This is a genomic window from Sphingopyxis sp. BE235, assembly GCF_031457175.1.
Lineage (GTDB): Bacteria > Pseudomonadota > Alphaproteobacteria > Sphingomonadales > Sphingomonadaceae > Sphingopyxis.
Genome location: NZ_JAVDWC010000002.1, coordinates 69,848 through 84,644 on the forward strand (window position 1 = coordinate 69,848; position 14,797 = coordinate 84,644).

The following is a 14,797-nucleotide window of genomic DNA, read 5'->3' on the forward strand; positions in this document are numbered from 1 at the left end:
ATGGCGGGTGCAGAAGCCTCCCTCTCCCCGGCCGCGGCGTCCACGCGGCCGGGGGGCAATCCCACCTTCGTGCTCGGGATGCTCTGCTTCGTCTATGTGCTGAACTTCCTCGACCGACAGCTGCTGTCGATCCTCGCGAAACCGATCCAGGACGCGCTGCAGATCAGCGACGGCCAGCTCGGGCTGATCAGCGGGCTTTATTTCGCGATGTTCTATTGCTTCATCGCGATCCCCGTCGGCTGGTTCGCCGACCGGACCAGCCGCGTCGGCGTCCTGTCGGCCGCCTGCGCTATCTGGAGCGGGGCGACCGTCGCGTGCGGCATGGCCGCCAACTATACGCAGCTGGTGGTGGCGCGCATGGTCGTCGGCTTCGGCGAAGCAGGCGGCGTGCCGCCCTCCTATGCGATCATCACCGACACCTATCCGCCCGGTAAGCGCGCCGCGGCGCTCGGCATCTTCAACCTCGGCCCGGCGATCGGTGCGGCGGCAGGGGTGGCGTTCGGCGCCGCGATCGCCGAACGTTTCGGCTGGCGCATTCCCTTCATCGCGGTCGGCGTGATCGGCATCGTGACGGCGCTGGCGGTCTGGCTGACGGTGCGCGAGCCCAAGCGCGGCGCGACCGACATGGCGGCTCCTTCCGCCAGCGCATCCGCCGACGACAAGGCGGCCTTCTGGCCGACGGTGCGCATGTTCCTCTCGCATCCGATCCTGATGCTCGCGGCGCTCGGCAGCGGTGCGACGCAGTTCGTGACCTATGGCCTCGGCAATTTTGCGGTTCTGTTTCTGATGCGCGAGAAGGGCATGGAGCTGGGCGACGTCGCGATCTGGTACGCGCTGGTGCTGCTGATCGGCATGGGCGGCGGGATGATCGTCTCGGGTCGCGTGATCGACCGCATGGTCCGCAAATCGCGCGCCGGCTATGCCATCGCCCCGGCGCTTTCGCTGGTGGTCGCGATGCCCTTTTACGTCGCGTTCGTCTGGGCGCCGGGCTGGCCGCTCGCGCTCGCGCTGCTCACCGTCGTGATGATCTTCAACTATTTCTACCTCTCGGCCTCGGTCGCGCTGGTTCAGGAGGAAGTGAAGCCCAATCAGCGCGTGCTCGCGGGCGCCCTGTTGCTGCTCATCATGAACTTCATCGGGCTGGGGCTGGGGCCGACATGGGTGGGCTTCGCCAGCGACTGGTTCAAGGCACAGGGCGACCTCCACGGGCTGCAAACGGCGCTGTACACGCTGACGCCCTTTTATCTGATCGCGATCGGACTCTTCCTCTGGCTCGCGCGGCGGCTGCGCCGAGAGGATAGCCGGCAGGAGTTGGCAGCATGAAGAAATTGCACATCCTATTGTCGGCGGCGGGGCTTTTAACCGCGGCGCCTGCCGTCGCGGCAAGCCCGGTAGTCGAAGCGCCCGCGGGCGCCGTCGAGGGCAAGACCGTCGGCAAGGTCCGCGAATTCAAGGGCATCCCATTCGCACAGCCGCCCGTCGGGCCCCTCCGCTGGAAAGCTCCGCAGCCGCTGCCTGCCTGGCCGGGCGTCCGCAAGGCGCAGAGCTTCGGCGCCGCCTGCATCCAGCCGCGCCCGACCGCCGTGCACATCTATGCCAATCCGCCCGCGAAGATTTCCGAGGATTGTCTGACGCTCAACATCTGGGCGCCTGAAAACACGAAAGATGCGCCGGTGATCGTGTGGATCCACGGCGGTGCGCTCGCGACCGGCTACAGCCATGAAGGCATGTACGATGGCGCGAAACTCGCCGCGCGCGGCGCGATCGTCGTGTCGATCAACTACCGCCTCGGCGTGCTCGGCTATATGGCGCATCCGGGCCTCAGCGCGGAATCGCCCGATGGCGTGTCGGGCAATTACGGGCTGCTCGACCAGATCGCGGCGCTCGAATGGGTGAAGGCGAATATCGGCGCATTCGGCGGCGACGCGGCCAATGTCACCATCGCGGGCGAGTCCGCGGGCGCGCTCAGCGTGATGTATCTGATGGCCTCGCCAAAGGCGCGCGGCCTGTTCCACAAGGCGATCGCGCAGAGCGCCTATATGATCTCGACCCCGTCGCTCAAGGAAGCGCGCCACGGCGAACCCGCCGCCGAAGCAACGGGCGAGAGGGTCGCCGCCGCGCTCGGCGCCGCCGACATCGCGGCGCTGCGCAAGGTCGATCCGGTCCAACTGACCGACGGCGCTGCCAAGGCGGGTTATTTCCCGTGGGGCACCGTCGACGGCAAGATCCTGCCGGGCCAGCTCGTCGACATCTTCGATCGCGGCGAGCAGGCGCCGGTGCCGATGATCGCGGGCTTCAACATCGGCGAGATCCGCTCGCTGCGCATTCTCGCGCCGCCGGTCCCCGCCGATGCCGCCGCCTATGAGGCCGCGATCCGCGAACGCTATGGCGATCTCGCCGACGCGTGGCTCAAACTCTATCCAGCAAAGGATCTCGCCGAAACGATCCTCGCGACGCCGCGCGATACGCTTTACGGCTGGACGTCCGAGCGGCTCGCGATCAAGCAGACCAAGCTCGGCCAGCCCGCCTATCTCTACCTCTTCGACCATGGCTATCCGGCGGCGAGCGAGGCCGGACTGCACGGCTTCCACGCCGCCGAAATCCCGTTCATATTCGGCACCGCCAGCGACACGCCGCCCTATTGGCCCAAAATCCCCGATACCGTCGCCGAGCGTAAATTCGCCGCCGCGATGGGCGATTATTGGGTCTCGTTCGCGAGGACGGGCAAGCCCGAGGCGGCGGGGCAGGCGGCGTGGCGCCCTTATGGCAAGGACGCCGCCTTCATGGCCTTCGCCGATGTCCCGCGTCCCGGTACGCGGCTGATGCCCGGCATGTACGCGCTGCACGAAGCCGCGGTCTGCCGCCGCCGCGCCGCGGGCAACCAGCCGTGGAACTGGAACAGCGGTATCGTCTCGCCCATCCTCGTGAAGGGCGCAAACTGTCCATGATCCACGGTATGATGCAGGATTATCCGCTTACCCTCGACAAATTCCTCGATCACGCGGCGCGCTGGCACGGCGACGCCGAAGTCGTGACCGCGCGCGAGGACGGGAGCATCGCGCGGATCGGCTATGCGATGCTGCGCGACCGCAGCCTTGCGATCTCGTCGCTGCTCGCAAGCTTCGGGGCGGGCGAGGGCGACCGTGTCGCGACGCTCGCCTGGAACAGCCAGGCGCATGTCGAGGCATGGTATGCGACGATGGGCATCGGCGCGGTCTGCCACACGCTCAATCCGCGCCTCACCGCGCCGCAACTCGCGGCGATGGCGGTGCAATCGGGCGCGAAGCTGCTGATCGTCAGCGCCGACCTGCTGCCGCTCGCGCGGTCGATCGTAGAGCGCGCGCCGGCGATCGGGCAGGTACTGGTGATCGATGGGCCCGCGGGCGACTGGCCCGCCGCCGCGCCGCCGCTCCGCGAACTCGAAGCGCTGATCGCCGGCGCGCCGGGCGGAACCTCATGGGGCGGCTTCGACGAGCGTTCGCCTGCCGGGCTCTGCTTTACCTCCGGAACGACGGGGGCGCCGAAGGGGGTGACCTACACGCACCGCGCAAGCTTCCTCCACACGCTGCGCGCGTTGCAGGCCGACGTCATGGCCTTCACTCACCGCGACGCGGTGCTCGCCGTGGTGCCGATGTTCCACGCCAACGCCTGGGGGCTGCCCTTTGCGCTGCCCGCGGTCGGCGGCAAGCTCGTCCTTCCCGGGCGGCAGGCCGACGGCGCAAGCCTCGCGCGGTTGATCGCGGCCGAGGGCGTGACGGTCGGCGTCGGTGTTCCCACCGTATGGCTCGGCGTCGTCGAACATATCGAGGCGACGGGCGGCGAACTGCCGTCGCTCAAACGCATCATCGTCGGCGGCGCGCCAATGGCGCCCGCGCTGATGGAGCGGATCGAGCGACGCTTGGGTGTCACCGTCCAGACGAGTTGGGGCATGACCGAACTGTCGCCGCTTGGAACGATTGCGCCGCCAGATGACCCATTGCGCACCGCATCGGTGTCGGGACGTCCGGCGATAGGCGTCGACCTGCTGCTCACCGATGCCGCCGGTGTCGCCCTGCCGGAACAGCGCGGGACCGAGGGCCATTTGCGCGTTCGCGGATCGGCGGTGGTCGAACGCTATCTGGGGCAAGCGGAGTCCGCAACCGACGACGACGGCTGGTTCGCGACGGGCGACCTCGCGCGCATCGATGCGCGCGGGAACCTGTCGATCACCGGCCGGGCCAAGGATCTGATCAAATCGGGGGGCGAGTGGATCAACCCGGCCGAGATCGAGGCCGTCGTCGGCGCGTTGCCGCAGGTGTCGCTCGCCGCGGTGATCGGCCGCGAGGATCCCAAATGGGGCGAGCGGCCGGTGCTGCTCGTCGAACTCAGTTCGGACGTGGAAATCAGCGACGCCGAGCTGCTCGCCCCGCTTGCGGGCCGCGTCGCCCCCTGGTGGATTCCCGACGCCGTCGTGCGCCTTGCCGCCATGCCGCTGGCGCCGACCGGAAAAATCGATAAGATTCGCTTGCGGAACGACCATGGCGCGGGTTGATCGGCACGGGGACGTTGCGGCAGGGGCGGCAACGGAACAGAAATTGGAAGTCGGACGAGTGACAGAACAGGCGAAAACGCGTCGGCGATCGACCAAGGCCGAACAGCGCGCCGAGACGATGGAACAGATCCTCGACGAAGCCGAGTATCTCTTTTCGAAGCACGGGCTGCACGGCGTCACGCTCAAGGATGTCGCGAAGCGCGTCGGCGTACACCACACGCTGCTCAACTATTATTTCGAGGACAAGAGGAAGCTGTTCGACGCCGTCTTCGCGCGCCGCGCGGTGGTGACGAGCACCAGGCGAATGCAGGTGCTCGACGAATATGACCGCGCGACGGGCGGCAAGCCGACGGTCGAGGGCGCGCTCCATGCCTTCCTCGACACCGACCTCGATCTTTATATCCACGGCGGTGAGGGCTGGAAGAATTACGGCGCGCTCGGCGCGCAGGTCGCCAACACCCCCGAATGGGGCGCCGAGCTGATGGACAGCCATTTCGACCCTGTCGTGCTCCGCCTGATCGACCTTCTGAAGCGCGCGCTGCCCGATTGTGCCGAAGAAGACATTTTCTGGGGCTATCATTTCGTCACCGGCGCGCTGATGGTCACGCTCGCGCGCACCGGGCGCATCGACAAGCTGTCGGGCGGCGTCTGCAAGTCCGAGGATTTCGAAGCGATCAAGGCGCGCATGGCTTCGTTCATGGCGGCGGGCTTCCTGCAAATCTGCAAGAAAAAGGCTTAGGCGGAAGGACGGACTCGCTCCTTTCGCCTTTCGCTTGCTCAATATATTAACTCACTAGAGAGTGAATGGAGATTGATATGGGACATGACAAATTGCCGCTGCACGGCCGGGTCGCGATCGTCACCGGTGCCGGGGGCGGATTGGGCCGCACGCATGCGCTCTACCTCGCCAAACAGGGCGCGCGCGTCGTCGTGAATGACCTCGCGATCGCCGCTGCCGAGCAGGTTGTCTCCGAAATCCTCGCGAATGGCGGCGAGGCGCTGGCGATAGCGGCTTCGGTGACCGACGAGGCCGCGGTGGGTGCGATGGTTCACGAGACGCAGGGCGCGTGGGGACGCATCGACATTCTCGTCAACAACGCGGGCATCCTGCGCGACAAGAGCTTCGCCAAGATGAGCATCGACGATTTCCGATTGGTCGTCGACGTGCACCTGATGGGCGCCGCTATCTGTTGCAAGGCGGTGTGGGAAATGATGCGCGCGCAGCAATATGGCCGCATCGTGATGACGACCTCGTCGTCGGGCCTGTGGGGCAATTTCGGGCAGGCGAATTATGGCGCCGCCAAGATGGCGCTCGTCGGCCTGATGCAGACGCTGGCGATCGAGGGCGAGAAATATGGCATCCGCGTCAACAGCCTCGCGCCCACGGCAGCGACGCAAATGACGCACGGCGTGCTTGCCGACGCCAGCCTCGAACTGCTCGATCCTGCGCTCGTCAGCCCCGGGCTGCTCGCGCTTGTCGGCGAGGACGCGCCGACCCGCGCGATCCTTTGCGCGGGGGCGGGGCATTTCGCCACGGCCGATGTGACCTTGTCGAATGGGCACTATGTCGGCGCGGCGGAAGATGCGGGCGAGCAGCTCGTCGCGCGCTGGTCCGATGTGTCCGCCCGTGCCGACGCGATCGTTCCGGCTTACGGTTTCAAGCAGGCCGAACGCGAACTGGCGAGCGCGGGATCGGGCCTGCCCGCGTTGGCAATCGCCCGGTAAAGGTTCGAGCGTCGCGGTTCAGCGACGCTCGACCAACCCGCCGCCCAGCGCGACATACAGCGTCACCAGATTGTCGACCTGCGCGCGCCTCAGCTCGATCAGCGCCTGTTCGGCGGCGAACAGATTGCGTTCGGCGTCGAGCACCTCGAGGTAGGTCGACACGCCTTCGCGATACCGCTTGCGCGCGAGGTCGGCGATCCGCCGCTGCGCGAGCGTGCCGCGTTCCTGCGCCTCGACCTGGTCGGCCAGATAACGTCGCCCGGCGAGCGCGTCGGCGACTTCGCGGAATGCGCCCTGCACGGTGCGCTCATAGGTCGCGACGGCGATATTTTCGCGCGCCTCGGCGACGGTCAAATTGCCTTTGTTGCGCCCGAAATCGAAGATCGGCAGGCTGATCGACGGGCCAAAGCTCCAGCCGAACCCATCGTTACTGAACAGGTTGTCGAGCGAACCCGAGGCGAAGCCAAGGTTGCCGGTCAGCGAGATCGACGGGAAGAAGGCGGCGCGCGCGGCGCCGACATTGGCGCGCGCGGCGCGCAGCCGCTCTTCGGCGGCGACGACATCGGGCCGCGCGACGAGCAGGTCCGACGGCAGCCCCGCGGTCAGTGTCGGCGACTGGCTCTGCGCGACGAGCGGCAGCGGCGCGGGCAGGGGGCCGGTCACCGGTCCGCCGGTCAGCACGGCGAGGAAATTGTCGGCCTGCGCCTTGCCGAGCTTCAGGCTCGCAAGCTGCGTCTCGGCCTGCGTCAGCAGCGTTTCGGACTGGCGATAGTCGAGCGCCGAGGTCACCCCCGCGTCGAGGCGGCGCTTCGCGATCCGCAACCCTTCCTTGCGGCTCGTCACCGTGGCTTCGGCGAGCTTGATCTGCTCCTCGGCACCGCGCGATGCGAAATAGGTCGAGGCAACGTCGCGCACCAGCGCGAGGCGGAAGGCGCGCTCGGCCGCCTCGGTCGCGAGATATTGGCTACGCGCGGCTTCGGACAGATTCTTGACGCGCCCCCAGAAATCGAGCTCGAACGAGGTCACGCCGACGCCGACCGAATAGCGATTGGTCGTGTCGGTCCCGGGTCCGGTCAACGAGGCGCCGCGCGTGCGTGTCGCGGCGGCGCTGGCGCCGACGGTCGGCAGGCGGTCGGCGTCCTGGATGCGGTACAGCCCGCGCGCTTCCTCGATCTGCGCGACCGCGACGGCGAGGTCGCGGTTGCGCAGGGTCGCCTGCGCGATCAGCACTTCGAGTTGCGGATCGGCAAAGAAGTCCTGCCAGCTGACCTCGGTCGCCCGCTGCCCGAGCGTCACATCGCCCGCGAACTCGGCCGGATAGGCGGGTGCCGTGGGCAGCGCCGGACGCTCGTGCTTGGGCGCCATATTGACGCATCCGGCGAGCGTCGTCGCTGCGAGCAGCGCGATCAGGTTACGCATGACCGGGTTCCTCATGATGTCCTTTTTCGGCGGGTGCGGGCGGCCGCTTGCGGCTGATCCACTTGCGCACCGAGAGATAGAAAAGCGGGATGAAGAAGATGCCGAGCAAGGTCGCCGCGATCATCCCGCCCATCACGCCCGATCCGACCGCGATGCGGCTGGCGGCACCGGCTCCGCTCGCGATGACGAGCGGCACCATGCCCAGGATGAAGGCGAGGCTGGTCATGATGATCGGCCGCAGGCGCAGCTTGACCGCTTCCATCACCGCGTCGAGCGTCGATTTGCCCTCGGCCTCCTGCTCGATCGCGAACTCGACGATCAGGATCGCATTCTTCGCCGCGAGCCCGATGATCGTGATCAGGCCGACGTTGAAGTAAATGTCGGCCGACAGCCCGCGCAGCATCGAGAAGAGCACCGCGCCGAGCACGCCGAGCGGCACCACGAGCAGCACCGCGACGGGCACCGACCAGCTTTCGTAAAGCGCCGCGAGCAGCAGGAAGACGACGACGAGCGACAGGCCGAGCAGCATGCCGATCTGGCCCGCCGACTGCTTCTCTTCATAGGAAATGCCGGTCCATTCGAAGGAGAAGCCGGCGGGCAGCGTCTGCGCCAGCCGCTCCATCTCGGCCATCGCCTCGCCGGTCGACTGGCCGGGCGCGGGCTCGCCCGAAATCGTCATTGCGGGATAGCCGTTATAACGCTGGAGCTGCGGGGCTTCGGCCGACCATTCGGCGGTGCTGAACGATCCGAAAGGCACCATGTCGCCGTTCGCGCTGCGCACGCGCAGGTCGAGGACGTCCTGCGGGGTCATGCGGCTCGCGGCATCGGCCTGGAGCAGCACGCGCAGCACGCGGCCTTCGCGGGTGAAGTCGTTGGCGTAGGCGCTGCCGAAGCTGATCGCGAGCGTCGCGTTGACGTCGCCGATCGACAGGCCGAGCGCGCGTGCCTGAATGCGGTCGATGTCGACCTTCAGCACGGGCGCGTCCTCCTGACCCTCGGGGCGGACGTTGGCGAGCAGCTTGCTCTGCATCGCGCCGCCGAGCATCTGGTTGCGCGCGGCGATCAGCGCATCGCGCCCGTTGCCGCCGCGGTCCTGCAGCTTGAAGGTGAAGCCGCTCGACGTACCGAGTTCGGGGATCGACGGCGGGCTCAGCGAGAAGGCAAAGGCTTCCTTGATGTTCGCGTAGGTGCCCATCGCCTTGCCCGCGATCGCGTCGGCGCTGTCTCCGTCGCCCTTGCGTTCTTCCCAAGGCTTCAGCGGCGTGAACATGATCGCGTTCGCCTGTCCCTGCCCAAAGAAGCTGAAGCCGTTCACCGTCACGACATTGGCGACCTGCGGCTGCTCGGCGAAAAATGCCTTCACCTGCTTCGTCGCCTCGTTGGTGCGCTGCGTCGTCGCGCCCGGGGGCGCCTGGATCACGGTCACCAGATAGCCCTGGTCTTCCTGCGGCAGGAACGATCCCGGCAGGCGCGTGAAGAGCAATGCGGTGATCGCGACCATCAGGGCGAACACGCCGAGCCAGCGTAGCGGCGTCGCCAGCATCTTGCCGACGCCGCCCTGATAGCGGTCGGTCGTGCGCCCGAACCATTCGTTGAAACGGCCAAAAAAGCGGTCGAAGAATGCCCCGATGCGGCCCTTGCGCTCGGTCTTGTCGTGCGGCTTCAGCAGCGTCGCGCACAGCGCAGGCGTCAGCGTCAGCGCGAGGAGCGCCGAGAAGGCGATCGAGATCGCGAGCGTCATCGAGAATTGGCGATAAATGCCGCCGGTCGACCCGGGGAAGAACGCCATCGGGATGAATACCGCGATCAGCACGAGCGTGATGCCGACGATCGCCGAGGTGATCTGGCTCATCGCCTTCACCGTCGCGTCATAGGGCGACAGATGCTCCTCGTTCATGATGCGCTCGACATTCTCGATCACGACGATCGCGTCATCGACGAGGATGCCGATCGCGAGCACCATGCCGAACAGGGTCAGCACGTTGATCGAGAAACCGAACATCCACAGGCCGAGGCATGCGCCCGCGAGCGCGATCGGAACGACGACGGTGGGGATGACGGTCGCGCGCCAGTTCTGGAGGAACAGGAACATGACGAGGAAGACGAGCAGCATCGCTTCGCCCAGCGTCTTCACCACCTCTTCGATCGACAGGCTGATGAAGGGTGTCGTGTCGTAGGGGATCGACCAGGTGATGTCGGGCGGGAAGCCCTTCGACAGCTCGGCCATCCGGTCGCGAATGCCCTGGGCGGTCGACAGTGCGTTGGCGCCGGGGGTCAGCTGGACCGCGAGGCCGGCCATCGGCTTGCCGTTGAGTTCGGACGAAAAGAGATAGCTCGCCGCGCCCAGTTCGACGCGGCCGACATCGCCGAGCGTGACCGCCGACCCGTCGGGATTGGCGCGCAGGATGATGCTTTCGAACTGTTCGGGCTTGGTAAAGCGGCCCTGCGTCGTGATCACGGCGTTGAGCTGCGCGCCCTTGGCGATCGGCTGGTCGCCGAGCTGGCCGCCCGGGGTCTGGCTGTTCTGCTCCTGCACCGCGCCCAGCGCTTCGGCGGCGGAGAGATTATACGACGCGAGCTTTTGCGGGTCGAGCCAGATGCGCATCGCATATTCGGGCGCAAAAGCCTGGACGTTGCCGACGCCGTTCACACGCCGCAGCTCGTCGAGCACGCGCGTGTTGGCGAAGTTGTTGACCTCCATCGGGTCGGTGTTGCCGCTCTTCGAGGTGATCGCGACGATCAGCAGGAAGCCCGAATTGGCTTCGGTGACCGAAATGCCCTGACGGCGCACATCCTCGGGCAGGCGCTGCTCGACGCGGCGCAGGCGGTTCTGTACTTCCATCTGCGCATTGTCGATGTCGGTCCCCGCCTCGAAAGTCAGGTTAATCGACGCTGTGCCGTTCGATTCGCTGGTCGAGGCCATGTAGAGGAAGCCCTCGACCCCGTTGAGTTCCTGCTCGATGACCTGCGTGACATTCTGTTCGAGCGTTTTGGCGTCGGCACCCGGATAGGTGACGCCGATGGTCAGCGATGGCGGCGCCACCGACGGATATTGCTCCACGGGAAGCCCGCGCAGCGCGATGATGCCCGACAACAGGATGCCGATGGCGATGACCCAGGAAAAGATGGGCCGGTCGATGAAGAAGCGGGGTGTCATGTCAGGTCAGCGCTTCGCCGCGGGGGTCGAGGCCGTTCCCTTCGGCTGCGCAACGCGCACCGGCTGCCCCGGCTGCACCTTTTGCAGTCCGTCGACGATCACCCGGTCGCCGGGTTTCAGCCCGTCGAGGATCGCCCACTGGCCCGCGACCATCGTGCCGAGCTTCACCGGGCGCGGGGTCGCGATATTCTTGGCATCGAGCACCATCACGCTGGCATTGTCGGCCGCCAGCTTGACCGCGCGCTGGGGGATCAGCACGCCGTCGGCACGGTTGCCCGCAAAGATGCGCGCACGCACGAACTGGCCGGGCAGCAGCGCCGCATTCGGGTTCGGGAATTCGGCGCGCAGCGCGGCGGTGCCCGTCGCCTCGTCGATCGACAGGTCGAGGAAGTCGAGATGGCCGACGACCGGAAAGGCGGTGCCATCCTCGAGGATCAGCTGGACTTCGACGCGCTCGAGTTGCGGCGCGCTCACCTTGCCCGAGCCCATCTCGCGGCGCGTCGCGAGCAGGTCCGAACTCGACTGCCCGAAATTGACATAGACGCGGTCGATCTGTTCGATCGTCGTCAGCAGCGTGCCCGAGGCCGCGCTGACGAGCGCGCCCTCGGTGACTTCGGCGCGCCGCGCGCGTCCCGAAATCGGCGCCGCGACCGACGCATAGCCTAGGTTCAGGCGCGCCGATTCCAGATTGGCCTGCGCCTGCTGCACATCGGCCTCGGCGGTGCGCTGCGCGGCGACCGCGGCGTCATATTCCTGCTTGCCGATCGCCTGGTCGGCGAGCAGCGGCTGATAGCGGCCGACCACCTGCCGCGCGTTCGCCGCCGTGGCCTGCGCGCGGGCAAGCTGGGCGCGCGCCGCATTGGAGGTCGCGATCAATTCGCGCGGGTCGATCCGGAACAGCGGGGTCCCGGCACGGACATAGCTGCCTTCGTTGAACAGGCGACGCTCGACGATGCCATTGACGCGCGCGCGCACTTCGGAGGTGCGATACGCCTGGACACGACCGGGCAACTCGATGACGTTCGGCACCGCTTGGGTGCTGACCGTCACGATATTGACTTCGGGCGGCGGCGGTGCCGGCGGCGCTTCGGACGAGCAGGAGGCAAGCAAAAGCGCCAGCGCAGCGCCGGCGGCGCTTGCAAGAGGACGTACGCGACTCATATGGACCCCTGAAAAAATCGCAGTTGTGCGGGATTTGTTTATACGCGAAAGCTTGCGTTGAAGCGCCATGTAATTTAAATTACAAAAAAGCGCAAGGGAGGGGGATAAAAAATGAGCATGTCGGAATCGGCCTTATGTCAAATGGATAGGCTATCACCACGCGAACGGCGGCAAGGCGCGATCCTCGATGCCGCCGAGGCGTTGTTCCTCGAACAGGGGTATGAGCGCACGAGCCTCGCCGAAATCGTCAAGCGCTCGGGCGGCTCGCTCGCGACGCTCTATGAATTGTTCGGCAACAAGCAGGGGCTGCTTCGCGCGATCGCGACGCGCTGGTGCGACGAGGCGATGCTGCGGTCGCTCGATGACGACGCGACCCGGGGACTGTCGACCGTCGAAATTCTGAAGAGCTACGCACACCGCCAAAGCGAGCTGATGGAATCGCCGCATGCCGTGGCCTTGATGCGCATGCTGATATCCGAGAGTTTGCGCGACCATGAGTTCGCGATGCAGATTTACCGCGACCTGCACGTGCCCGCGCTCGAGGAACTGATCGAGCTGTTCGCGGAATGGGCGGCGACCGGCAAGGCCGACATCGACCGTCCGGAGGCGGCCGCGCGGCTGTTTTTCGATATCGTCGTCGGCGATTCGATGCTCAGCACGCTGATGGGGATCGAGGACGAATGGCTCGACCCGGAAGAAATCGACTGGCGGCTCCAGCCTTTCCTGACCCATTTCAACATCCGTTAGTGCGGGCTTGCGCGCCTCGCGACCTGTTGACATGACTGTCAATAACTGAAAGCGTGCCGGCTCCTGTTTCGGGAGCATCGCGCATTGGCCAGTACTGCCCTGCCTTCGGCCGCCCGCGCCGACGAAGCCCCGGCGTTGCGCCCGCGGACGGTTGCCGCCTACGCCGCGACGGCAGGGCCGACGGTTATGCTGGGCTTGCCATTCAGCGTCTACCTGCCGCCATATATTGCCGAGGGCGGCGTGATTTCGGTGGCGCTCGTCGGGCTGCTCTTCTCGCTGACCACGATCTGGGACGGCGCCGTCGATCCGCTCATCGGCACGATGATCGATCGCGTGCGCACCGGGCTCGGCGCGCACCGGCGCTGGATGCTGCTCGCGATCGTGCCGCTGGCGCTGCTGCTGCTCGCATTGGTGACTGTCGGCGACCGGCTGCCCTTCGCGGCGCTCTTCCTGATGATGGTGCTCTTTTATTCGAGCTACAGCATCTACGAGGTTGCGCAATTGTCGTGGGGGTCGGCACTGGTGCGCACGCCCGCCGACAGCGCGCTTCTTTATGGGATGCGCGACTGGTTCGCGAAGGTCGCGCTGATCCTCGCCTTTGCGGCCCCCGCGGCGGCACAGCTCCTGATCCCGGGGCTCAGCCTGCAGGGGCGGATCATGGCCTATGCCAGCCTTTTCCTGCTCATGGCGCCGATCGCGCTCTTTGCGATCCGCCGCGTGCCGCTGCGTGCGGTCGTGGCCGAACCCGGGATCGGCTGGCGGCACGAGATCCGCGCGTCCTTGTCCTTCCCGCCGCTGATGCTGCTGCTCGCCGTGCAGTTCCTCAACAGTTTCGCCTTCGGGTCGCTGACCTCGCTGTTCGTCTTCTTCGCCGCCGCGGTGCTCGATCTCGACGCGCAGAGCGCGGTGCTGCTCTTTGCCAGCTTCATCGGCGGGGCCTTCGCGTCGCCCGTGTGGACCTTTCTGGCGCGCCGCTTCGGCAAGCCGCCGATGATGATCGCGATGGGGCTCCTGATCTCCAGCCTGCTCGTTGCGACCTTGTTCCAGCAACCGCAGGGCCTCGCGCAGGCCGTCGGTTTCTCGCTGATGCTCGGGACGGGGTTCGTCGGATTGCTCTTCACTTACTCGATGCTCGCCGACCTGATCCCGCGGGATGCCGCCCGCTGCGGCCGCAACCGGTCGGCCTTTCTCTTCGCGCTGTTGAACCTGATGCAGAAATTCGGCGTCGCCGCCGCGATCGCGGTCAGCTACCTTCTGCTCGACCTCGTCGGCTTCGATCCGCAGAACGGGAAGGCCGCCGCGCGCGAACTGCACTTGCTGTTCGCACTCCAGCCGACACTCAGCTGGATTGTCATGGCGGGGCTGCTGCTCTGGATGCAGCGCGCGCTGTCCCGCCCTGGGGTCAGGACCCGCTAATTGCGCGGTCGAGGCGTCGAAATGGCGAAGATATCGTCTTCGCGTGGCCGCCGCGGATGGTGGTTCCATCTGCAAGGCCGCGCGGAGGCGATATCGAAGCCATTTCGGCGTCCCTTCGGGATTTGACCGATTTTGTCCATGACCGCGTCAGCGCGCCTTGGAATATATTCATATGCCTGCGCCTCGCTTCCTTGCCCTGAACAAAATCGCCGCAAACCTCGACCGCGCAATTAGCGGGTCCTGACCCCGCACTTGCAATCGCCGCAGCGCGCAAGTAAAGGCCGCTTTCATTCGGACAGATGCGCCGTTTTCCTTCCGCCTTTCGCCGACACGCTCGGGGAGGGTGGGCGGACTATTGCCCCAAGCGCGCTTGACGCGTGGGGGGCGGCAACCCATCTGGCCCGGATCATTGACGTAAAAAGACAGGACGATCGACATGGCGAAGACCAGCCCGGCTGAGTTCATCAATCAGGTACGCGCCGAAGCCCGCAAGATCGTGTGGCCCACCAGCCGCGAAACGGTACAGACGACGATCATGGTGCTGATCATGACGACGATCCTTTCGCTGTTCTTTTTCGGCGTCGACACGGTTTTCAACGCGATCGTCAGCTGGCTGACGTCGCTCGCGCGCTAACGCCCGC

General features: G+C 66.4%; 11 protein-coding genes. 8 read left to right on the forward strand and 3 right to left on the reverse strand.

All coding sequences use genetic code 11. The features are described from left to right. The 5 genes from J2X38_RS07495 to J2X38_RS07515 all read left to right on the forward strand — a co-directional run bounded on the left by J2X38_RS07495 (position 1) and on the right by J2X38_RS07515 (position 6,256). The gene (locus J2X38_RS07495; protein WP_310252833.1) at positions 1 to 1,323 is read left to right on the forward strand and encodes an MFS transporter; all 1,323 of its coding nucleotides are present in this window, start codon (positions 1 to 3) and stop codon (positions 1,321 to 1,323) included. After that, positions 1,320 to 2,948 (forward strand): carboxylesterase family protein, encoded by a 1,629-nt coding sequence (locus J2X38_RS07500; RefSeq protein ID WP_310252835.1) that lies wholly within the window; start codon positions 1,320 to 1,322, stop codon positions 2,946 to 2,948. The genes J2X38_RS07495 and J2X38_RS07500 overlap by 4 nt, the downstream gene beginning before the upstream one ends. After that, positions 2,945 to 4,531, forward strand: a complete 1,587-nt coding sequence (locus tag J2X38_RS07505) for an AMP-binding protein (RefSeq protein WP_310252837.1) — start codon at positions 2,945 to 2,947, stop codon at positions 4,529 to 4,531. Before J2X38_RS07500 ends, J2X38_RS07505 begins: the two co-directional genes overlap by 4 nt. A 118-nt stretch (positions 4,532 to 4,649) precedes the next feature. After that, on the forward strand, positions 4,650 to 5,270 hold the full coding sequence (locus tag J2X38_RS07510; protein WP_156419741.1) for a TetR/AcrR family transcriptional regulator: 621 nt from the start codon (positions 4,650 to 4,652) through the stop codon (positions 5,268 to 5,270). A 77-nt stretch (positions 5,271 to 5,347) separates the two neighbouring features. Further along, entirely contained in the window at positions 5,348 to 6,256 is a 909-nt protein-coding gene (locus J2X38_RS07515) for an SDR family NAD(P)-dependent oxidoreductase (RefSeq protein WP_310252839.1), read from the forward strand. An 18-nt stretch (positions 6,257 to 6,274) separates the two neighbouring features. Here J2X38_RS07515 and J2X38_RS07520 read toward each other — a convergent pair whose 3' ends face one another. Genes J2X38_RS07520 through J2X38_RS07530 form a run of 3 tightly spaced genes read right to left on the reverse strand, consistent with a single transcriptional unit; the run spans position 6,275 to position 11,993 of the window. Beyond that, positions 6,275 to 7,675 (reverse strand): efflux transporter outer membrane subunit, encoded by a 1,401-nt coding sequence (locus J2X38_RS07520; RefSeq protein ID WP_310252841.1) that lies wholly within the window; start codon positions 7,673 to 7,675, stop codon positions 6,275 to 6,277. Then, positions 7,668 to 10,832, reverse strand: coding sequence for an efflux RND transporter permease subunit (locus J2X38_RS07525; protein ID WP_310252843.1), 3,165 nt, complete (start codon positions 10,830 to 10,832; stop codon positions 7,668 to 7,670). Before J2X38_RS07525 ends, J2X38_RS07520 begins: the two co-directional genes overlap by 8 nt. A 6-nt stretch (positions 10,833 to 10,838) precedes the next feature. Then, positions 10,839 to 11,993, reverse strand: a complete 1,155-nt coding sequence (locus J2X38_RS07530; RefSeq protein WP_058539474.1) for an efflux RND transporter periplasmic adaptor subunit — start codon at positions 11,991 to 11,993, stop codon at positions 10,839 to 10,841. A 141-nt stretch (positions 11,994 to 12,134) separates the two neighbouring features. Here J2X38_RS07530 and J2X38_RS07535 point away from each other — a divergent pair, with 141 nt between their 5' ends. From J2X38_RS07535 to secE, 3 genes are all read left to right on the forward strand, one after another. Beyond that, the gene (locus J2X38_RS07535; protein WP_058539475.1) at positions 12,135 to 12,740 is read left to right on the forward strand and encodes a TetR/AcrR family transcriptional regulator; all 606 of its coding nucleotides are present in this window, start codon (positions 12,135 to 12,137) and stop codon (positions 12,738 to 12,740) included. An 84-nt stretch (positions 12,741 to 12,824) separates the two neighbouring features. Beyond that, positions 12,825 to 14,156, forward strand: a complete 1,332-nt coding sequence (locus J2X38_RS07540) for an MFS transporter (RefSeq protein WP_310252846.1) — start codon at positions 12,825 to 12,827, stop codon at positions 14,154 to 14,156. Between the two features lie 436 nt (positions 14,157 to 14,592). Further along, entirely contained in the window at positions 14,593 to 14,790 is a 198-nt protein-coding gene (gene secE, locus J2X38_RS07545) for a preprotein translocase subunit SecE (RefSeq protein ID WP_037516049.1), read from the forward strand. Positions 14,791 to 14,797 lie beyond the last annotated feature (7 nt).